Annotated in this window: 20 protein-coding genes and 1 other RNA gene; 5 read left to right on the top strand and 16 right to left on the bottom strand. The window is 64.9% G+C overall.

What is annotated here, in order from left to right:
• Positions 1 to 6: 6 nt before the first annotated feature.
• The 4 genes from OOB33_RS15685 to OOB33_RS15700 all read right to left on the bottom strand — a co-directional run bounded on the left by OOB33_RS15685 (position 7) and on the right by OOB33_RS15700 (position 6,262).
• Positions 7 to 1,650 (bottom strand): CTP synthase, encoded by a 1,644-nt coding sequence (locus OOB33_RS15685; RefSeq protein ID WP_271009358.1) that lies wholly within the window; start codon positions 1,648 to 1,650, stop codon positions 7 to 9.
• Between the two features lie 88 nt (positions 1,651 to 1,738).
• Positions 1,739 to 2,560, bottom strand: a complete 822-nt coding sequence (locus OOB33_RS15690; RefSeq protein ID WP_271009359.1) for an alpha/beta fold hydrolase — start codon at positions 2,558 to 2,560, stop codon at positions 1,739 to 1,741.
• Between the two features lie 24 nt (positions 2,561 to 2,584).
• On the bottom strand, positions 2,585 to 5,179 hold the full coding sequence (mutS, locus tag OOB33_RS15695) for a DNA mismatch repair protein MutS (protein ID WP_271010066.1): 2,595 nt from the start codon (positions 5,177 to 5,179) through the stop codon (positions 2,585 to 2,587).
• A gap of 102 nt (positions 5,180 to 5,281) precedes the next feature.
• On the bottom strand, positions 5,282 to 6,262 hold the full coding sequence (locus OOB33_RS15700; protein WP_271009360.1) for an inositol monophosphatase family protein: 981 nt from the start codon (positions 6,260 to 6,262) through the stop codon (positions 5,282 to 5,284).
• A gap of 210 nt (positions 6,263 to 6,472) precedes the next feature.
• On the opposite strand from OOB33_RS15700, the gene OOB33_RS15705 reads away from it, so the two are divergent.
• Positions 6,473 to 7,192, top strand: coding sequence for an RNA methyltransferase (locus OOB33_RS15705; protein ID WP_271009361.1), 720 nt, complete (start codon positions 6,473 to 6,475; stop codon positions 7,190 to 7,192).
• Between the two features lie 108 nt (positions 7,193 to 7,300).
• Positions 7,301 to 8,077 (top strand): serine O-acetyltransferase, encoded by a 777-nt coding sequence (cysE, locus tag OOB33_RS15710; RefSeq protein ID WP_271009362.1) that lies wholly within the window; start codon positions 7,301 to 7,303, stop codon positions 8,075 to 8,077.
• A 44-nt stretch (positions 8,078 to 8,121) separates the two neighbouring features.
• Here cysE and mog read toward each other — a convergent pair whose 3' ends face one another.
• Entirely contained in the window at positions 8,122 to 8,742 is a 621-nt protein-coding gene (mog, locus tag OOB33_RS15715; RefSeq protein WP_271009363.1) for a molybdopterin adenylyltransferase, read from the bottom strand.
• On the bottom strand, positions 8,739 to 9,320 hold the full coding sequence (gene yjgA / locus OOB33_RS15720) for a ribosome biogenesis factor YjgA (protein WP_271009364.1): 582 nt from the start codon (positions 9,318 to 9,320) through the stop codon (positions 8,739 to 8,741). Before yjgA ends, mog begins: the two co-directional genes overlap by 4 nt.
• A 224-nt stretch (positions 9,321 to 9,544) precedes the next feature.
• Here yjgA and pmbA point away from each other — a divergent pair, with 224 nt between their 5' ends.
• Together pmbA and OOB33_RS15730 are read left to right on the top strand one after the other, a co-directional pair.
• A complete protein-coding gene (pmbA, locus tag OOB33_RS15725) occupies positions 9,545 to 10,921 on the top strand; it encodes a metalloprotease PmbA (RefSeq protein WP_271009365.1) in 1,377 nt (458 codons plus the stop codon).
• A 118-nt stretch (positions 10,922 to 11,039) separates the two neighbouring features.
• On the top strand, positions 11,040 to 12,122 hold the full coding sequence (locus tag OOB33_RS15730) for a TRAP transporter substrate-binding protein (protein ID WP_271009366.1): 1,083 nt from the start codon (positions 11,040 to 11,042) through the stop codon (positions 12,120 to 12,122).
• Between the two features lie 78 nt (positions 12,123 to 12,200).
• Here the strand turns inward: OOB33_RS15730 and OOB33_RS15735 are convergent, their stop codons facing one another.
• From OOB33_RS15735 to OOB33_RS15760, 6 genes are all read right to left on the bottom strand, one after another.
• Positions 12,201 to 14,018 (bottom strand): TRAP transporter large permease, encoded by a 1,818-nt coding sequence (locus tag OOB33_RS15735; RefSeq protein WP_271009367.1) that lies wholly within the window; start codon positions 14,016 to 14,018, stop codon positions 12,201 to 12,203.
• A 13-nt stretch (positions 14,019 to 14,031) separates the two neighbouring features.
• Positions 14,032 to 14,658: a TRAP transporter small permease subunit gene (locus OOB33_RS15740; RefSeq protein ID WP_102770453.1), complete on the bottom strand. Its 627-nt coding sequence runs from the start codon at positions 14,656 to 14,658 to the stop codon at positions 14,032 to 14,034.
• A 222-nt stretch (positions 14,659 to 14,880) separates the two neighbouring features.
• Positions 14,881 to 15,222: a TIGR01244 family sulfur transferase gene (locus tag OOB33_RS15745; protein WP_171826234.1), complete on the bottom strand. Its 342-nt coding sequence runs from the start codon at positions 15,220 to 15,222 to the stop codon at positions 14,881 to 14,883.
• A 20-nt stretch (positions 15,223 to 15,242) separates the two neighbouring features.
• Entirely contained in the window at positions 15,243 to 15,689 is a 447-nt protein-coding gene (locus OOB33_RS15750; protein WP_102770298.1) for a GatB/YqeY domain-containing protein, read from the bottom strand.
• A gap of 180 nt (positions 15,690 to 15,869) precedes the next feature.
• Complete coding sequence (gene rpsU, locus OOB33_RS15755; RefSeq protein WP_007833691.1) at positions 15,870 to 16,082, bottom strand: 30S ribosomal protein S21; 213 nt, start codon at positions 16,080 to 16,082, stop codon at positions 15,870 to 15,872.
• Between the two features lie 160 nt (positions 16,083 to 16,242).
• Positions 16,243 to 17,478, bottom strand: coding sequence for an NAD(P)/FAD-dependent oxidoreductase (locus tag OOB33_RS15760; protein WP_102770299.1), 1,236 nt, complete (start codon positions 17,476 to 17,478; stop codon positions 16,243 to 16,245).
• Between the two features lie 469 nt (positions 17,479 to 17,947).
• Between OOB33_RS15760 and OOB33_RS15765 the strand changes: the two genes are divergently transcribed.
• Positions 17,948 to 18,976: a GGDEF domain-containing protein gene (locus OOB33_RS15765; protein WP_271009368.1), complete on the top strand. Its 1,029-nt coding sequence runs from the start codon at positions 17,948 to 17,950 to the stop codon at positions 18,974 to 18,976.
• A 28-nt stretch (positions 18,977 to 19,004) separates the two neighbouring features.
• Here the strand turns inward: OOB33_RS15765 and OOB33_RS15770 are convergent, their stop codons facing one another.
• From OOB33_RS15770 to zapB, 4 genes are all read right to left on the bottom strand, one after another.
• On the bottom strand, positions 19,005 to 19,472 hold the full coding sequence (locus tag OOB33_RS15770; protein ID WP_102770454.1) for an EVE domain-containing protein: 468 nt from the start codon (positions 19,470 to 19,472) through the stop codon (positions 19,005 to 19,007).
• Positions 19,473 to 19,590: 118 nt separating this feature from the next.
• Positions 19,591 to 19,771, bottom strand: a non-coding RNA gene (gene ssrS / locus OOB33_RS24585) — 6S RNA.
• Positions 19,772 to 19,809: 38 nt separating this feature from the next.
• On the bottom strand, positions 19,810 to 20,133 hold the full coding sequence (locus tag OOB33_RS15775; protein ID WP_102770301.1) for a cell division protein ZapA: 324 nt from the start codon (positions 20,131 to 20,133) through the stop codon (positions 19,810 to 19,812).
• A complete protein-coding gene (gene zapB / locus OOB33_RS15780) occupies positions 20,130 to 20,345 on the bottom strand; it encodes a cell division protein ZapB (protein WP_102770302.1) in 216 nt (71 codons plus the stop codon). Before zapB ends, OOB33_RS15775 begins: the two co-directional genes overlap by 4 nt.
• Between the last annotated feature and the right edge of the window lie 7 nt (positions 20,346 to 20,352).

Below are 20,352 nucleotides of genomic sequence, written 5' to 3' on the forward strand. Positions count from 1 at the left end.
ATTCCTTCAGGCCTGTTTGTGGTTCAGCGCCGCCTTGATGAAGGCGGTGAACAGCGGGTGGCCGTCCCAGGGGGTGGACTTGAACTCGGGGTGGAATTGCACGCCCACATACCAGGGGTGCACCTCGCGCGGCAGTTCCACCATCTCGGTCAGCTTTTCACGCTGGGTGATGGCTGAGATGACCAGGCCGGCGTTTTGCAGCTTGTCCAGGTAATGGGTATTGGCTTCGAAGCGATGGCGGTGACGCTCGCTGACCACCGGGCCGTAGATGTCATAAGCCAGGGTGCCGGCCTTGACGTCCGAGCTCTGCGCACCGAGGCGCATGGTGCCGCCGAGGTCGCTTTTCTCATCACGCTTCTGGATCGAGCCGTCGGCGTCTTGCCATTCGTCGATCAGGGCGATCACCGGGTGTGGGGTTTCGGGTTCGAACTCGGTCGAGTTGGCACCGGTCAGGCCCGCCATATTGCGGGCGTACTCGATGGTGGCGACCTGCATGCCCAGGCAGATGCCCAGGTAGGGCACTTTGTGCTCACGGGCGTACTGGGCGGCCAGGATCTTGCCTTCCACGCCGCGCTTGCCGAAGCCGCCGGGCACCAGGATGGCGTCGAACTGCTGCAGCTGCGAGATGTTCTCGGCGTTCAGCATTTCGGAGTCCACGTACTCGATATTGACGCGTGCGTGGTTGTGGATGCCAGCGTGGCGCAGGGCCTCGTTCAGCGATTTGTAGGAATCGCTCAAGTCGGTGTACTTGCCGCACATGGCAATGGTCACGTCCTTGGCGGGGTTCTCGACCTCGCTGACCAGGGTGTCCCAGCGCTTCAGGTCGGCCGACTTGGTGTTGAGCTGCAGCTTGGTGCAGATCAACTGGTCCAGGCCCTGCTCGTGCAGCATGCGCGGCACTTTGTAGATGGTGTTGACGTCCCACATGGAGATCACACCGTACTCGGGCACATTGGTGAAGAGCGAGATCTTGCCGCGCTCGTCATCAGGGATGCGGCGGTCGGCGCGGCACAGCAGGGCGTCCGGCTGGATACCGATTTCGCGCAGCTTTTGCACCGTGTGCTGAGTCGGCTTGGTCTTCAGCTCACCGGCCGCAGCGATCCAGGGCACATAGGTCAGGTGCACGAAGGCGACATTGTTCGGGCCGGCCTTCAGGCTCATCTGGCGCGCCGCTTCGAGGAAGGGCAGGGACTCGATGTCACCCACCGTGCCGCCGATTTCCACGATGGCCACGTCGACCGCATCGGGCGTGCCGGCACCGGCGCCGCGGCGGACGAAATCCTGGATTTCGTTGGTGATGTGCGGAATCACCTGCACCGTCTTGCCGAGGTAATCACCGCGGCGTTCCTTCTCCAGCACGGACATGTAGATCTGTCCGGTGGTGAAGTTGTTGGCGCGCTTCATGCGCGTGGTGATGAAGCGCTCGTAGTGACCCAGATCCAAGTCCGTCTCGGCGCCGTCTTCGGTCACGAAGACTTCGCCATGCTGGAACGGGGACATCGTGCCCGGATCGACGTTGATGTACGGATCCAGTTTGATGAGGGTGACCTTGAGGCCGCGCGATTCGAGGATGGCAGCCAGTGAGGCCGATGCGATGCCCTTGCCGAGGGAGGACACCACACCGCCTGTGACGTAGACGTACTTGGTCATGTCGTGCAGCGTTCTCGTGAAAAACGCTGTGGTGGTAAAGCGCGATTATAGCGAGGCCCGACGGACCGCTCGGACACCGGCCCGGGAATCAGTCCGGGGACGGTGTGGAAAGCTGCATGGCCTCGAGCAACTGCAGCACGAGGGCGGCCGTGTCGTCCGGGCGCTCGAAAGGAAAGAGGTGGCTGCCCTCCATCCAGACGAAGTGGGGCCCGGCTAGGGCCTTGCTGGCGGCAGCGCCCGCCTGGCGCAGTTCCTCGGATTGGGTGCCCGCTACAAAGGCCACCGGGCAGCGCAGCGGGTGCCGGCGCAGCAGGCCCGGCAGGTGATGGGGCAGGGTGTCGTAGATGCGGGTCTCGATCTCGCGGCGAAAGCGCAGGCGGCTGCGCCCGTCCTGTTCCTCAAAACCACCGTCGACATAGTTCTGCAGCACCCGCGGGTCCCAGCGCGCGAATTTGTGCTTGCTGGCGAAGTGGCTCATCACCGCCTCGCGATCCGGCCATTCGTAGCGGCGCTGGCGAGACACCTTGCCCGGCGAGACCCGGTGGATCAGCCTTGTGGCCTTGGCCACCCGCACGCTCTGGGCACGCCAACCGCTGACCACCGGCGAGTCCAGCATCACCAGGCTTTGCACCAGCTCCGGCTGCTGGCAGGCGACCAGCAGGCTCAGCATGCCGCCCAGGGAATGGCCGACCAGGCTGACCGGCCCGCTGGGTTTCACCTCCGTGCGGATGAAATCGATCAGCTCGTCGCGCAGATGCGGCCAGTTGCTGCTGACGGGATAGGCTGGGTTGTGGCCGATCTGAGGCAAGGCATGGACCTGCCAGCCGGCGCGCCGCCAGGCCTCGAAATGCAGGCGGTAGCAGGCGGCACCAAAGCCGTTGGCGTGGGAGAAGACGAGAGTCCGGTTCATTCCTGGGAGTGCCGGGCGGCAGGGCTACTCGGCCTGGCTCAGCTTCTTGAGCCGGTAGACCAGGTCCAGCGCTTCGCGCGGCGTGAGCGTGTCGGGGTCCACATCATTGATGGCTTGGCTCAGCGCGCTTGTCGCTTGCGAGACAGGCGGCGGCTCGGGCGCGGCCGGTGGTGGCGCAAACAAGTCGATCTGCGCCTGGCCTTCGCCGGCTTTGGCCTCCAGGGCCTCCAGCGTGGCCCGCGCCTGGCGCACCAGGGAGGCGGGCATGCCGGCCAAACGTGCCACCTGCACGCCATAGCTGCGGCTGGCCGGGCCGGGCTGGATCTCGTGCAGGAAGACGATGTCGTCGCCGCTCTCGACCGCGCCGACATGGCAGTTGATGGCTTGCGGGTGCTTGCTGGGGAACTCGGTCAGTTCGAAATAATGGGTGGCAAAGAGCGTGAAGGCGCGGCTCTTGTCATGCAGATGGCTGGCGATGGCGCCGGCCAGGGCCAGTCCGTCGAAGGTCGAGGTGCCGCGGCCGATCTCGTCCATCAGCACCAGGGACTGCTCGGTGGCGCTGTGCAGAATCGCCGCGCCCTCGGTCATTTCCAGCATGAAGGTGGACTGGGCATTGGCCAGGTCGTCGGCCGCGCCGATGCGGGTGTGGATGGCATCCATGGGCCCCAGCCGGCAGGCGCTGGCCGGCACATAGCTGCCGATGGCCGCCAGCAGGCTGATCAAGGCCACCTGGCGCATGAAGGTGCTCTTGCCGCCCATATTCGGGCCGGTGATCACGGCCATACGGGTGCGCGCATCGAGCCGGCAGTCGTTGGCCATGAACTCGCCGGCGCCGGTTTCGCGCAGGCGCGATTCCACCACCGGGTGGCGGCCCTGGCTGATGTCGATGCAGGGTTGGTTGACGAACTCCGGCCGGCACCAGTTGAGCGTGGCGGCGCGCTCGGCCAGGGCCGCCAGGGCGTCCAGGCTGGCCAGGGCACGGCCCAGGGCCGAGAGTGGCTGCAGCGATTCGATCAGCCAGTCGATCAGCTGCTCGAACAGCAGCTTCTCGCGCGCCAGCGAGCGCTCCTGCGCCGACAAGGCCTTGTCTTCGAAGGCCTTGAGCTCGGGCGTGATGTAGCGCTCGGCGTTCTTCAAGGTCTGGCGGCGCTGGTAGTCGCTCGGCACCTTGTCCACTTGGCCCTGCGTCACCTCGATGTAGAAGCCATGGACTTTGTTGAATTGCACGCGCAGATTGGGGATGCCGGTGCGTGCACGCTCGCGGGTTTCCAGGTCCAGCAGGAAGGCGTCGCAGTTGTTCTGGATGGCGCGCAGCTCGTCCAGTTCAGCATCGAAGCCACTGGCGATCACGCCACCGTCGCGCACCAGAACGGCCGGCTCTTCGGCAATCGCGCGGCTCAGCATCTGCTCCAGCTCGGGTGAGGCGAGCAGGCCCTGGGCCAGCTGATCCAGCAGTTCGCTGCTGCCGGCGGGCACGGTCTGTTGCAGCTCGGGCAGGATGTGCAGGGTGGCGCGCAGGCCGGCCAGCTCTCGCGGGCGCACCTGGCGCAGGGCGATGCGGGCGGCGATGCGCTCGACATCCGACACCTGGCGCAGCGCCTCGCGCAGCGGCTCGGGCCGGGCCTGCAGCAGGGCGGCGATGGCGCCATGGCGTGCCAGGGCCTCGGCGCGTTCGCGCTTGGGGTGCAGCAGCCAGTGGCGCAGGGCGCGGCTGCCCATGCCGGTGCGGCAGCTGTCGAGCAAGGAGAGCAGGGTGGGGCTGGTCTCGCCACGCAGGGTTTGCGTCAGTTCCAGATTGCGCTGGGTGGCGGGCGGCAGGTCCAGCAGTTCGCTGCTGCGCTGGACGCTGAGCGCGCGCACATGGGCCAGGGCCCGGCCCTGGGTGTGTTCGGCATAGCTGAGCAGGGCGGCCGCCGCGGCTTGCGCCGCCGTCATCTGCTGGGCGTTGTAGCCGGCCAGGCTGGCCACGCCGAGCTGCTCGCAGAGCTTGCGGGCACCCAGGGCGGTGTCGAACTGCCAGCTCGGGCGGTTGGTGATGGGCGCGCGCGCGGCCAGCACGGCGGCGGGCTGGCGCTCGCGGTCCACCAGCACCTCGGCCGGGCTCAGGCGCGCCAGCCAGGAGGGCAGCTCACGCTCGGTGCATTCGGCCAGGCCCAACTGACCCTGGGTCAGCGAGAGCCAGGCCAGGCCGTGGGTCTTGCCTTGCTGAACGACCGAGAGCAGCACCGAGTCCTGCTTGTCGGCCAGCAGCTCGCTGTCGGTGACCGTGCCGGGCGTGACCACACGCACCACCTTGCGCTCGACCGGACCTTTGGAGGTGGCCACATCGCCCACCTGTTCGGCAATGGCCACCGCCTCGCCCAGCTTGATCAGCTTGGCCAGATAACTCTCCAGCGCATGGACCGGCACGCCGGCCATCACCACCGGCTCGCCGGCGCTCTGGCCGCGGGTGGTCAGGGTGATGTCGAGCAGCTGGTTGCACTTGCGGGCGTCGTCGAAGAAGACCTCGTAAAAGTCGCCCATGCGGAAGAACACCAGCTCCTCGGGGTGCTCGTGCTTGATGCGCAGGTACTGCGCCATCACCGGCGTGTGGGCAGAGAAATCCGGGGCGTGGCTCATGGTCGGGATGCGGGCGTCGGTGATGCGGGCGTCAGAAATGAACAAAGCCCTCGGGCGGAGGGCTTTGTCGGTCAGGGGTGCTGAGACAGCTCAGCGCGCAGTTTAAGCGCCTTCGCCACCCAGTTCATCCTTGCGGATGCGCACCGCGGCGCGCTTCTTCGGTGCGGCGGCAGCGTCTGCGGCCACAACGCCCGCAGCGTCTGCGGTCTTCTTCTTGCCGGCGGCCTTGGCGTCTGCCGGCTTGGCATCGCCCTCGGCCTCTTCCGCCGTGATCACGCGGGTGTAGGGCGCCAGGATCTGCACAAGCTGCCCGTAGATCTTGGGGCTGCCGGCCACCACTTCGCGCTGGTGCAGGAAGTCGGCTTCGCCGGTGAAGTTGCCGATCAGGCCACCGGCTTCGGTGATGATCAGCGAGCCCGCGGCCACATCCCAGGGCTGCAGGCCGGTCTCGAAGAAGGCGTCGTAGTAGCCGGCGGCCACATAGCAGAGGTCCAGGGCGGCGGCACCCGGGCGGCGCAGGCCGGCGCACTCGACCATCACCGCTTCGAACATCTTCATATAGCGCTTGAAGTTGTCGCCGCGGCGGAAGGGGAAGCCGGTGCCGATCAGGGCGTCGCTCAAGCGGGTGCGCTTGGAGACGCGCAGGCGGCGGTCGTTCAGGAAAGCGCCGCGGCCCTTGGTGGCGTAGAACAGGTCGTTGCGGGTCGGGTCGTAGACGACCGCCTGCTGCACCACGCCGCGGTGTGCCAGCGCGATCGACACGCAGTACATGGGCAGGCCGTGGATGAAGTTGGTGGTGCCGTCCAGGGGATCGATGATCCAGACGAATTCGGAATGCTTGGCGCCGTACTCGCGACCCGACTCTTCGGCGAGGATGCCGTGGTCAGGGTAGGCCTGGAGCAGGGTTTCGATGATGACTTTTTCTGCCGCTTGGTCCACCTCGGTTACGAAGTCATTGGGCGACTTGGTGTTGATCTTCAGGATATCGAGGTCCATCGAGGCGCGGTTGATGATGGCGCCAGCTGCGCGTGCCGCCTTGATGGCGACATTGAGCATGGGATGGAGTGAAGCTTGCTGCGACATGCGTGAAACCTTGCCTGAAGAAGGAGGGTTGAGGTGGACTGGCGAAGAAAAAGAGCGTCTCTAGTGCCGCGGCCGGTCTGAAACTGTTCGGGTTCAGGCCGGGGAGCCTAGGATAATCCCGCATTTTAACCGAGGCGCGGGTTTTGCCTAGCGATTCCTTGGCCGATCTTTCCCGATTCTGCCCGGCTGACCCCGGTGCCCCGCGTTGATATGACACGTTTTGTCTTGATTCAGACCAGCCACCCCGGCAATGTGGGCGCCACCGCCCGGGCCATGAAGGTGATGGGTTTTTCCGAGCTGGTGCTGGTGCGGCCGCGCTTTGCCGATGTGCTGAGCCAGGAAGAAACGGTGGCCATGGCCAGCGGCGCGGCCGACATCCTCACTCGGGCGCGCATCGTCGACGGCCTGGAAGAAGCGCTTGACGGCGTCACCTTTGCCTGCGCCACGGCCATGACGCCGCGCGACTTCGGCCCGCCGGTGCGCGAGCCACGCGCCTTGTTTGCCGAGCTGGCGGCCTCCGAGCACAAGCTGGGCCTGGTCTTCGGCTCCGAGCGCTACGGCATGAGCAATGAAGACGTGTACCGCTGCCACGCGGTGCTGTCGATTCCCACCCACCCGGACTACGGCTCCTTGAACCTGGCCCAGGCCGTGCAGCTGCTGGCCTACGACTGGCGCCAGGCGCTGGGTGGCTTCAGCGTGGCCGCGCGCACGCCCGACCCGAATCTGGCCGACGCGCGCGCGTTGCAGGGCTTGCTCACGCATCTGCAGGCCTCGCTGGAGCAGATCGGCTTTCTGGACCCGGCCGCGCCCCGCAAGCTGATGCCGCGCCTGAACCAGCTCTTCAACCGCGCACAGCTGAGCACCGAGGAAGTCCACATCCTGCGCGGCATTGCGCGGGCCATGGTGGAGCCGCATCAACGTGACGCCTGACACCTGAGGCGCGCCGCCTGAAGCGCCGCTCCTGGCTTATCAGCCGCTCTTGAACGGGCTTTTGCTGCCACCGCTAAACTGGACGACCCCTGTTTCCTTTGACGCCCCATGTTCCAGCGCCTCCGCGAAGACATCGCCTGCATCCTTGAGCGCGACCCGGCTGCCCGGTCGACCTGGGAGGTGCTGACCTGTTATCCGGGCCTGCATGCGCTGTGGATGCATCGCCGCGCGCATTGGTGCTGGCGCCACGGCCTGCGTTGGATCGGGCGGTTCATCTCGCACTTGAGTCGCTTCCTGACCGGCATCGAGATCCACCCGGGTGCCACCATCGCCCGCCGTGTGTTCATCGACCACGGCATGGGCGTGGTGATCGGTGAGATGGCCGAGATCGGCGAAGGCTGCACGATTTACCAGGGCGTGACCCTGGGTGGCACCTCGCTGGTCAAGGGCGCCAAGCGCCACCCGACCCTGGAGGCCGGTGTCATCGTCGGTGCCCATGCCTGCGTGCTGGGCGGCTTCACGGTGGGGGCGGGCGCGCGCATCGGTTCGGGCGCGGTGGTCACGCGCCCGGTGCCGGCCAATGCCACGGCGGTGGGCAACCCGGCCCGCATCATCGAAGCCAAGGCCGATGCCCGCCGCGAAGAGCAGGCGGCCAAGATGGGCTTCTCGGCCTACGGGGTCAGCCAGGGTGATGACCCGGTGGCGCAAGCCATGCGGGGCCTGATCGACAGCGCCGCCGGCCATGAGCATCAAATCGCTTTGCTGTGGCAGGCGGTCTGCAAGCTGTCGGCGGCAGCGCCGGCCCAGCTGGGTGATTGTGTGCCGGCGGGCGCGCGGCAATGCGAGGACTTCGACGCCGCGTCGCTGAACCAGCTGGTCAAGTGAAGGCCCCGATAATCAGGGTCTGGGGCTGACGCTGCTCTGCCGGCTCAAGCCCGCTGGCGGATGGCCGTCTTGGGCCGGAAGGCCTTGCACTTCGCTTCGCGTGTTTCCAGATACGGCGCGCCGATCAGGTCCAGGCAGTAGGGCACGGCCGCAAAAATGCCGGGCACCAAGCTCTGGCCCTCGGCGTCGCGCAGGCCTTCCAGCGTTTCGGCGATGGCTTTGGGCTGACCCGGCAGATTGATGATCAAGGCCTGGCCGCGGATCACCGCCACCTGGCGCGAGAGGATGGCCGTGGGCACAAAGCGCAGGGAGATCTGGCGCATCTGCTCACCAAAGCCAGGCATCTCCTTGTCGGCTACGTCCAGCGTGGCTTCGGGCGTGACGTCGCGCAGCGCCGGACCGGTGCCGCCGGTGGTCAGCACCAGGTGGCAGCCCGCCGCATCGACCAGCTCGCGCAGGGTTTGCGCAATCAAGGGCCGCTCGTCGGGGATCAGGCGCGGCACGAACTTGATCGGGTTGTGCAGGGCCTCGCTCAGCCAGCTCTGCAGGGCCGGCAGGCCCTTGTCTTCGTAGACGCCGCTGGATGCACGGTCACTGATGGAAACAATGCCGATGCGCACCGGCTCGGGTGTGGCTGGCAGGGGCGCCAGCGCGGTCTCACTCATGCCTGTTCGTCCTCGTCCGCGTCGTCTGCCGATTCGCCTTCGGTCGTCGGGTTGACGCGCAGGCGCTCGGTCTTGATGAACTGGAACAGCTCCCGGAAGGCGCGGCCGCTGCGCTTCTCAGGCTCGTTGGCGGCGTCCTTGCGGGCGGCGCGCACGAGGCTGCGCAGCTGCTGCACATCGATGCCGGCATGACCAGCGATGAAGCTCTGCAGCGCGTTGTCGTCGGCCAGCAGGCGCTCACGCCAGGCTTCGCTCTCGTGCAGGGCGAGGCTGTCCTTGGCATGGCCCAGCTTGTAGGCGGCCACAGCCTGGCGGATGGGCTCGGGGTCGACACGGCGCATCAGTTTGCCGATGTACTGCATCTGGCGGCGGCGGCCTTCGTGCGAGGTGATCTTCTTGGCCATGCGCAGGGCATCGAGCAAGATCTCCGGCAGGTTCAGCGGCTCGAGGCGGCTGGCCGGCAGGGTCAGCAGGTCTTCGCCCAGGCTCTGCAGGACGTGGCTTTCGCGCTTGAGCTGGCTTTTGCTGGGGCGGTCGAAATCGTCGTCTTCGTCGTGCAGATCTTCTTGTGTTCTCATGATGCGGCGTCGGGATAGGGGAGAAGGCAGTGGGCGCATGGGCCCGGCCCCGGCAGCAGGGCGCTGCGACTCGTATGATTGTCCCCCAGTTCTGAATCTCCGCGCGTGCGCCTGTGTGCGGCGCGCGCGGTGTCTGGGTCGGTGCGCTTGGCGCTCGGGCCCTTTTCTCTCACGTTTGCGCGCCCTCCATGACCTCTACATCCAAGCCTGTCTCCTCGTCTGCCATGTCTGCATCGTCCGCGAATGGCAGTGGATTTGCGTACAAGGTGGAGCAGTTCCAGCAGTTGATCGAGGATGTGTTGGCCGAGGCCAAGCGCCTGGGCGCCAGCGACGCCGGCGCCGAGGTGTCCGAGGGCTGCGGCCTGTCGGTGTCCACCCGCCTGGGCCAGTTGGAGAACGTCGAGCGCAACCGCGACAAGTCGCTGGGCATCTCGGTCTACCTGGGCCAGCGCCGCGGCAATGCCAGCACCTCGGATTTCTCGCCCAAGGCCCTGCAAGACACGGTGCGCGCGGCGTTTGACATCGCCCGCTTCACGGCCGAGGACCCGGTGGCCGGTCTGCCCGACGAGCAAGACCTGTCCCTGGACGCGGCCAGCCGCCCGGACCTGGACCTGTTCCACCCCTGGGCCATCGACGCGCAGGCGGCCGCGGCCATCGCCCTGCGCTGTGAAGAAGCGGCTTTTGCCACCGACAATCGCATCGCCAACAGCGAGGGCGCGGCCGTGTCGGCGCAGCAGTCGCATTTCTACATGGGCAACAGCCGCGGCTTTCGCGGTGGTTATGCCAGCTCGCGTCACTCGATCTCGGTGGCGCCGATTGCGGGCCGTGGCGCGCAGATGCAGCGTGACGCCTGGTACAGCTCGATGCGCGATGCGCAGGAGCTGGCGGCGCCCGAGGCCATTGGCCGTTATGCCGCCGAGCGGGCCCTGTCGCGCCTGAAGGCCCGCAAGGTCGGCACGGCCGAGGTGCCGGTCTTGTTCGAGAACACGGCCGCAGCCGGCTTGCTGGGTGCCCTGGTGCAGGCGGTCAGCGGGGGGGCGCTGTACCGCCGTGCCAGCTTCCTGCTCGACAGTCTGGGCCAGAGCGTGCTGGCCTCGCACATCGACATCCATGAAGACCCGCACGAGCGCAAAGGCAAGGCCAGCTCGCCTTTCGATGACGAAGGCGTCACCACCCGCGCGCGCAGCGTGGTCGAGGCCGGTGTGCTGCAGGGTTACTTCTTGTCCACCTATTCCGCGCGCAAGCTGGGCATGCGCACCACCGGCCATGCCGGCGGCTCGCACAATCTGAGCATGAGCAGCCGCCTGACGGCCCCTGGCGATGATTTGCGCACCATGCTGCGCCGCCTCGGCACCGGCCTTTTTGTGACTGAGTTGATGGGGCAGGGCGTCAACTCGGTGACCGGTGACTATTCACGTGGTGCCAGCGGCTACTGGGTGGAGAACGGCGAGATCGCCTTCCCCGTCCATGAGGTGACCATTGCCGGCAATCTGAAGTCCATGTTCCAGGACATCGTCGGGCTCGGTACCGATCGCTACACCCTGGGCGGCAAGACGGTTGGCTCCATGCTGATCTCGCGCATGAAACTGGCCGGCAGCTGAGCATCGCCTGACGCCCCGCTGACGCCTCGCGCAGGGGTTTCTCCGGTGAAGGAGGCGAGGAGCTCGCCTCCTAGAATCAGCTCGCTACTTGAAGCACCATTTCACCAGGAGACAAGAGATGACGCGTCGTACCTTCATTCGTGGCGCCGGGCTTGCGGGCGTTTTGGCCGCAGGTTCCGCTCCGGCCATTGTTCACGCCCAGACCACCTTGCGCTGGCGCTTGGCCTCCAGCTTTCCCAAGTCCTTGGACACCATTTTTGGCGCGGCCGATGTGTTCGCCAAAAAGGTCGGCGAAATGACCGGGGGCAAGTTCCAGATCTCCGTGCATGCCGGCGGCGAGCTGATGCCTCCTTTTGGTGTGGTGGATGCGGTCAAGGAGGGGACAGTCGAGATCGCGCACACGGCGCCCTATTACTTCCATGGCAAGGATGAAGTCTTCGCCTTGGGCTGCGCCATCCCTTTTGGCCTGAACAGCCGCCAGATGACCGCCTGGATGGTTGAGGGCAACGGCCTCAAGCTGATGCGCGAGTTCTACCGCGGCTACAACATCATCAACTTCCCGGGCGGCAACACCGGTGCGCAGATGGGCGGCTGGTATCGCAAGGAGGTGAAGAGCCTGGCCGATATCAAGGGCATGAAGATGCGGATTGGTGGTTTTGCCGGTCGCGTGCTGGAACGCATGGGCGGCGTGCCGCAGAACATCCCGGGTGGTGAGATCTATCAGTCTCTGGAAAAAGGCACCATCGATGCGGCCGAGTGGGTGGGGCCCTACGACGATCAGAAATTGGGCTTCAACAAAGTGGCGCCCAACTACTACTACCCGGGCTGGTGGGAAGGCGGCCCGCAGCTGGACTTCTACATCAACACCAAGTCGTTCGATGCCCTGAATCCCGAGTACAAGGCCATCGTGGAATGCGCAGCGGCGGTCGCCCATGTCGATATGCAAGCCAAGTACGACGCCAAGAACCCGGGCGCCCTGCGCGAACTGGTCAAGGGTGGCACCAAGCTGTTCCGTTTCCCCAAGGATGTGATGGATGCGGCGTTCAAGGAGTCCATGTCCATTTACGCCGAACTGGGCAGCAAGAACGCGAACTGGAAAAAGGTCTACGAGGACTATTCCAATTTCCGCCGCGAACAGAATCTCTGGTTCCGCTTTGCTGAAGCTGGGTTTGACGACTTCATGCAATCGCAGAAGTTCTAAGCCTCGAGTCGCTCAGACAAAACAAAACCCGGCCAAGGCCGGGTTTTTTTTATGGGCGCGATGCGCGTGAATTGATCGTCAGGGCTTGCGGCTGGCTTCGGCTGCGGCCTCCAGCGGGTCGATGTGGCCTGCCGACGCTTTGCCGGCTCCAGAGGGAGCTGCAGGGGCTGCAGAGGAGGCTGCTGAAGCCGGTTCGTCAGCGGGGCCAAAGAGCTTGTTGGCGTCCATCTCGATGGCATTGCCGGATTCGCTTTGTGGTTGGGCTTCGATCACCACGTTGGCGTTGTCCGTGCTGCTGGCCGCCTGGCCCATGCCACCCGAGACCAGGTTGGGGAAGGCGATGATCAGACCCACCATGACGATCTGGATCAGCACGAAGGGCACGGCGCCCCAGTAGATTTGGCCGGTGGTGACTGGTGCAATGCGGCGCTGGGTCAGCTTGTCGATGTACTCGGTCAGTGGGGCCACGCTGCGCAGATAGAACAGGGCGAAACCAAAGGGCGGGTGCATGAAGGAGGTCTGCATATTGACGCCCAACAGCACGCCGAACCAGATCAGGTCGATGCCCAGCTTCTCGGCCACTGGGCCGAGCAGGGGCACAACAATGAAGGACAGCTCGAAGAAGTCCAGGAAGAAGGCCAGCACGAAGATCAGCACGTTGACGAAGATCAGGAATCCGATCTGGCCTCCGGGCAGTGCGCTGAGCAAATGCTCCACCCATTTGGGGCCGTCCACGCCTTGGAAACTCAGGCTGAAGATGGTGGAGCCCACCAGAATGAAGACCACAAAGCAGGACAGCTTGGTGGTGCTGGTCAGGGCTTGGCGCAAGAGGCCAGACGACATGCGGCCCCGCATGGCGGCCATCAACAGTGCACCCATGGCGCCCATGGCGCCGCCTTCGGTGGGCGTGGCGATGCCGAGGAAGATAGTGCCCAGCACCAGAAAAATCAGCGCCAGTGGTGGGATCAACACAAAGGTGACGCGCTCGGCCATGCGCGAAAGCAGGTTCAGTCGCAATGCCTTGTTGAGCACTGAAGCGATGAAAGCCACACCCACACCGACCGACATGGCCACGACGATGGTCTCATCCGTCGCCACGCTGGCCACCGCCTCGCCCTTGAAGTACTCGGTCACCTCCCGGTAGTGCTGGCCGAACAGAACGGCCAAGCCGGTCGAGACCGTGGCCAGCACGGCCAGTGAGCGCAGACCGCTTTGGCCGTTGTCCTCGCGGATGGAGCGCGCCTCCAGAGGCAGGGCTGGCACCCAGTGCGGCTTGAACACAGCCAGCCCGACGATGTAGAGGGTGTACAGCCCGGTCAGGATGAAGCCCGGCAGAAATGCACCCTTGTACATATCGCCCACGCTCTTGCCCAACTGGTCGGCCAGGATGATGAGCACCAGCGAGGGCGGAATGATTTGCGCCAGCGTGCCGGATGCGGCAATCACGCCCGAAGCCACGCGCCGGTCATAGCCGTAGCGCAGCATGATGGGCAGGGAGATCAGACCCATCGAGATCACCGAAGCCGCCACCACCCCAGTGGTGGCCGCCAGCAGGGCGCCCACGAAGATCACTGCGAACGCCAGGCCGCCACGGATGGGGCCGAAGAGTTGGCCGATGGTGTCCAGCAGGTCCTCGGCCATGCCCGAGCGCTCCAGGATCAATCCCATCAAGGTAAAGAAGGGAATGGCCAGCAACGTGTCGTTCTTCATGATGCCGAAGATGCGCAAGGGCAGGGCCTGCATCAGGGAGGCGGGCAGCACGTTCAGCTCGATGCCGACAAAACCGAAGAAGAGGCCGCAGGCACCGAGGCTGAAGGCCACCGGAAAGCCCATGAGCAGGAACACGATGAGCCCCGCGAACATGATCGGGGCCAGGTTGTTGGCGATGAATTCCATGGTGGGCGCTTCCTCAGGCCTTCTTGTGGTCGTGGGGGGCTTGCAGCGCTTCTTGCTGCCTTTCGGCAGCCAAGCGGATGGCCTCGGCCAACTCTTCCTCCGGGCTGCGCTGCTGCACCTTGATGCCGGGGTCGGGTGCCAGGCCTTGCAGGAAGGCCAGGCGCTTGATCAGCTCACTCAGGCCCTGCAGCAGCAAGAGGCTGAATCCCAAGGGGATCAAGGCGTAGACAGGCCAGACGATCAGGCCTCCGGCGTTGGATGAAATCTCTCCCGAGCGCCAGGCCTGCAGAAAGAAAGGCGTGCCCAGCCACAGCACAGTCACGCACATGGGCATCAGGAAGGCCAGCAGGCCGAAGACATCAATCCAGGTTTGCACGCGCCTGGAGAAGCGGCCGACCACCACGTCAATCCGCACATGCTCGTTGTTGAGCAGGGTGTAACCAGCGGCCAGCAAAAAGGACGCGGCGAACAGATACCACTGCAGTTCCAGGAATGCGTTCGAGCTGTAGTTGAAGACCTTGCGGATGATGGCGTTGACCGCACTGATGACCGTGGATGCCAGCACCAGCCAGATGACCCAGCGGCCGATGAAACGGCTCAGGCCGTCAATCAGGCCTGAGACTTTGAGGAGGGAATTCAAGGTGGTCTCCAATGCATTTTCTGGGGCAGAGGGCCCGCAAGGGCTTGCGCAGGGTTGCCGGCCTGGCCAGCCCCGCGTGGCAAGCCTGCACTGTAAGAGCTGACACCCAGGCTTGGAGCCTTTGTGGGGCCTGTCCTAGGGCAAGTCCTAGGCTGGTTCGCTTTGCCCATGAAAAAAGGGCCTGCATCGACGCAGGCCCTTGGGCATTGAATGGGCGGAGCTTCAGAGCACCGAGGCGGCCGTATAGAGACGGGTCGAGCGTGCGCCTGAACGGCAAAAGGCCAGGATGGGCTTGGGCAGGCTGTTCAGCAGCTGATGGAACTGCACGATCTCTTCCGGTGACTGGTAGCTGCCGCTGACCGGCAGATGGCGGTACTCCAGACCGGCAGCTCGTGCGGCTGCTTCCATTTGCGCCGTAGTGGGCTGATCCGGGCCGCCTTCGAAGTCAGGGCGGTTGTTGATCACGCTGCGGAAACCGGCTTGTGCCGCCAAGGCCATGGCCTCGGGTTGCAGCTGTGGCGAGACGCAGAAATCGGGGGCGATGGTTTGCGCGGGCAGGCTCATGGCAGGGCTTCGTCCCGGAATCACTGGCTCAGAGCTTGCTTGACCGCGGCCGAGACCAGGCCCATATCGGCCTTGCCTGCCAGCTGCGCCTTCACGGCGCCCATGACCTTGCCCATATCGCCCGGTCCCTTGGCGCCCAGCTCAGCGACGATGGCTTGCACGGCGGCTGCCACTTCCTCCGCCGACATGCGTTGCGGCAGGTAGGGCTCCAGCACTTGCAACTCTGCCTGCTCCTTCTCAGCGAGGTCAGGGCGGCCGCCCGCGCTGAACTGGCTGATCGAGTCTTTGCGCTGCTTGATCAGCTTGTCGACGATGGCGATCACACCGGCTTCGTCCAGTTCCACGCGTTCATCGACTTCTTTTTGCTTGATGGCGGCGAGCAGACCCCGAATGGTGGTCAGGCGCTCGCTGTCCTTGGCGCGCATGGCGGCCTTCATGTCGTCGGTGATGCGGTCTTTCAAGCTCATGGCAAATCCTGGGTGTCTTGGAATAGGTGGGTGCGTTGCACGCGGGACCAACGTGCTCTCGGCGCGCAGTGTGCCTGCGTTTGCGCAGGTTCGAGATCAAAAAAAACCCGCTACAGCGTCCTGTGCGGGTTTTTTCGGCCGTGTAGCGGTTCCAGAGGAACTGCCGAGGCAATCAGGCGATCAGTACAGCTTCTTCGGCAGCTGCATGCTGCGAACGCGCTTGTAGTGACGCTTGACGGCGGCTGCCTTCTTGCGCTTACGCTCAGCCGTGGGCTTCTCGTAAAACTCGCGGGCGCGCAGGTCGGTCAGCAGGCCCAGTTTTTCGATGGTGCGCTTGAAACGGCGCAGGGCCACATCAAACGGCTCGTTCTCTTTGACGCGAATCGTGGTCATGAAAAGGTAGTTCCTTCAATATGCGCTCGGTGTTCGCCAAGTACTTCATTCAAGACATTTTGAATTCAGTGTCTGAAACGGCTTATCCGGATTCCGCTTCAGAAGCGTTGCGAATCGACGCGCAGGTTTGCCAGCAAAGACGAAGATTGTAGCCTGATTTTCAAGCGATTGCGGTATTCGCATGCAAAGAGCGCGCGCAGGCCGCCGCGCTGGCCCAGGCCCACTGGAAGTTATAGCCTCCCAGCCAGCCGGTGACGTCCACCACTTCGCCGATGAAATACAGGCCCGGCACCCGTTTGCTCTCCATGTTCTGCGAGTTCAGCTCGCGCGTGTCGACGCCGCCGCGCATCACCTCGGCCTTGCGCCAACCCTCGCTGCCGTTGGGAATCAGCGACCAGGCTTGCAGCTGTTGCGCCAGGTTCTGCAGGTCTTTGTCCTTGCATTCCGGCATGGGACGCTGGCTGGCGAGGCCCAGGCGTTCCAGCCAGGCCTGGGCCAGGCGTTGCGGGAACAGGCTGGCCAGTTCGTTGCCCAGCTGCCGCTTGGATTCCCGCTTGGCGCTCTGCAGCAAGGGCAGCAGCTTGTGCTCGGGCGCCAGATCGATCTGCAAGGCTTGGCCCTCGGTCCAGAAGCTGGAGATTTGCAGGATGGCCGGGCCGCTCAGGCCGCGGTGGGTGAAGAGCAGGTCTTCCAGAAAGCGCGCCTTGACCTTGCCCTGGCCGGTGCTGACCGCGACCGGCAGTGACAGGCCCGCCAGCGCCGAAAAGGGCGCCCAAGCCTGCTCGTCGAAGGTCAGTGGCACCAGGGCCGGGCGGGGCTCGACGATGGCATGACCGAAGCGCTTGGCCAGGCGCAGGCCCCAATCGGTGGCGCCGATCTTGGGCACGGGCAGGCCGCCTGTGGCCACCACCACCGAGTGCGCGCGCACCTGCCCGCGCGTGGTGTGCAGCTCGAATCGGGCCGCCGAGGCCTCTGTCGATTCGGCGCTCAGGGTCTGCAGCTCTTGCACGCTGCATGGCTGCCAGCGCTCCACGCCGCCGGCCGCACATTCCTTGAGCAGCATCTGGATGATCTGGTCGCTGGAGTCGTCGCAGAACAGCTGGCCCTTGTGCTTTTCGTGGAAGGCGATGCCGTGTTTTTGCACCAGGGCGATGAAGTCCTGGCTGCTGTAGCGCGCTAGGGCCGAGCGGCAGAAGGCGGGGTTGTCGGAGAGGAAATTGGCCGGGCCGACGTCGCGGTTGGTGAAGTTGCAGCGGCCGCCGCCTGAAATGCGAATCTTTTCGGCCACGCGCTCGGCATGGTCGATCAGCAGCACCTTGAGGCCGCGTTGACCGGCTTGGCCGGCACAAAAAAGTCCTGCGGCGCCGGCGCCGATGATGACGAGGTCGAAATGCATGAATGCGGTTGATGTGTTCGGGGCGGGCAGATGCGCTGTGCCCGGGGTGAAAGCTGTTGCGTCAATGCCGCGCCTGCCCCTCGTTGATGCGGCGAGAACTGCAAGGCATTGCAAAGAGTGCAGCAATTGTCCCGCAGCCGCAGCATCGGTCCTTGAGATGGTTCTGAAGAGGCCGATATCGCTTGAATACGGCGCTGGGCGTGATCTAGGGACGAACCGTGAAGAAATTTGCATTTGGATCGACCAGAGCCCAGGCTGCACTTCGCTAGGATGCAAGCTGTTGCCAAGTTAGGGGGAGAACCCCGGGCCTGTGCACACTTGCTTGATTCGCGGGCGCGAAGCCATCTACAGTGCCCGAAAGCTTGCGCGGTTCCCCAAAATGGCGCGCGAGTGAGCGAAGGTCTCGCTGGCCTGCTCGTCCCGTCAGCCTGTGTGCGTCGACCCTGAATGATTGAACGACTGAGACCTCATGAACAATCCAGCCGCCCCTGACCACGCCGTGCCACCCGCTCAGGGCAGTTTGGCTCATTGGTTGGCCGGGCATGGGGCGGTGGCCAGCGACATGGGGGCGACCCTGCTCAGCTTGATCGAGCCGCTGAACTTGCTGGCTGCCATCAAGTCCCTGGCCACGGGCCGCTATGTGTTCGCCAGCCCGGGCCTGGACCGCTTGTTCGAGCGCAGTGAGAGCTCGGTGGTCGGCAGCGTTGACAACGACCTGATGCGCGCCGAGGAGGTGGTGGCCATGCGCCGCGTCGAACAGGCGGTGATGGCGCAGCGCTCGGTCACCGTCAGCGAGCATCGCCTGGAGTTGGGCGGGCGCCGGCGCGAGTTCACCGTCACCCGGGCCGGCTTGGGCACCGAATTTGTGCTGTCTGTCTGGCAAGAACGCACCGAAGAGCGGCACCGCGAAAGCCATTTACAGCGTGCCCTGCAGCAACTGGAGCAGCAGCAAAAAGCCCTGGAGCAGATCCGCCGTGAGCTGCAACAGGGCAGCGGCCGTGACGAGGTCTCGGGCCTCTACCTCCAGGCGCAGTTCGACGATGCGCTGCTGCGTGAAATCGACCTTTCGACCCGTGAGCATCGCGAGTTTGCTCTCGTCATCATTGCCCTGGACCCGGCGCCCGCCGCCATCCAGGCCTTGGGCGAAGAGGCCAATCAGCGTCTGCTCGAAGGCATGGGCCGCATGCTGCGCGCCAACACCCGCGCCATGGATGCGGCCTGCCGTGTCGGCCACAGCCGCTTTGCCGTCTTGCTGTCGGGTGTGGGCCTGGCCACGGCGCATGCGCGCATGGAGCAGCTGCGTCGCCAGTGCATGGCGCAGATCATCGTGCTGAACGGCCAGGACATGGGCTTGTCCTTGTCCATGGGCGTGTGCAGCTTCCCGCACACGGCTTCCAAGCAGGATGAGCTCTGGAACGCCAGCGAAGCGGCCGTGCACGAAGCCCAGCGCCGGGGCGGCAATCAGGTGGTCCTGGCCTCGATTCCCTTCGGCGCTTGAGCCTGCATCCAGTGACCTGGCTCGGGCTCTAGCCCAGCAGCGACAGGATCACCGACCATTCGTCCGGCGTGACCGGCGTGATTGACAAGCGGCTGCCTGGCTGCAGCAAGCGCATGCTGGCCAGGCGCGGCTCGGCGCGCAGCTCGGCCAGGCTCAGCAGCCGCGTCTTGCGCTCGAAGCGCACATCCACATGCAGCCAGCGCGGTGACTCGACCGTGGCTTTGGCGTCGAAGTAGGGGCTGGCCGGATCGAACTGCGTGGCATCGGGGTAGGCCGGGCTGGCGACGCGAGCCAGGCCGGCAATGCCGATCTGCTCCGGCTTGGGGCAGGACGAGTGATAGAACAGCACGCCATCACCTAACTGCATCTGATCGCGCATGAAGTTGCGTGCCTGGTAGTTGCGCACGCCCACCCAGGGCAGTTGCTGACCCGGCGCCTGCGCCAGATCATCGATGGAGCATTCCGAAGGTTCGGACTTCATCAACCAGTAGTTCATGGGCGGACTCATGGTCAGGCGCGAGGTCAGGCGCAGGGTCAATCGGCCGCTGGCGCCAGCTTGGGCAATCCAGCGAAACACAAACGGCCCGTGAGGGGCCGTTTGCATGCTGGAAAAAGGTGTCCACCGCGAACCGTGAGCCGCATTCCTGAACCCAGGGGGATTCAGGTGGGCGAGGTCAACCGAACTTCGGGTTCATCTGACGCGAGACGATCACACCAGCTGGGCAATGTTCCAAGCCCTTGCTCATAGAGCATCGGTTCAAGGAAATATAGAGCTCACGCGAATGCGATGGACGTCTGCATTCTACGGCGAGCCGGCCGCTTGCCGACGGAGTTCAGAGCAATTGTCCGTCGTGGCCCAGGGCTTCATCGAGGCGGCGGATCAGGCCGTCGAGATCGGGCAGGTCGGCGCCGTTGGGTGCCGTGACCGCGCTGCGCGCAGCCGGCGCACTGGTTGGCTTCTCCTCCGCCAGTTGATAGGCCAGGTTCAGGGCCGCCAGCACGGCGATGCGTTCGCGCGCCTTGACGCGGCCGGCGTCACGGATGGCGCTCATTTCCTTGTCGACCTGGCTGACGGCCTTGCTCAGCGCCGCTTCTCCACCCTCGGGGCAGCCCAGCAGATAACTCTGCCCCATGATGGTCACTTCCATTTGCTTCATGGACTATTCTTTCCAGATTCACTTTCGACGGGCAGGCGTTCCAGCAAGGCATCGATGCGCGCACGCGCGGCATTCAGGCGCGAGCGCTGGCTGTCGCGCTCCTGGCTCAGCGCCTGAACCTGCTCCTGAAGCAGCGCATTGGTGCGCTTCAACTCTTCGTGGCGCAACAGCAACCGCTCGACGCGGTCGATCAAGTCGTTGAGGCTTGGCATGGTTTCC

Origin of the sequence: Paucibacter sp. B51, from assembly GCF_027863535.1 — a bacterium.
Classification (GTDB): domain Bacteria; phylum Pseudomonadota; class Gammaproteobacteria; order Burkholderiales; family Burkholderiaceae_C; genus Paucibacter_A; species Paucibacter_A aquatilis.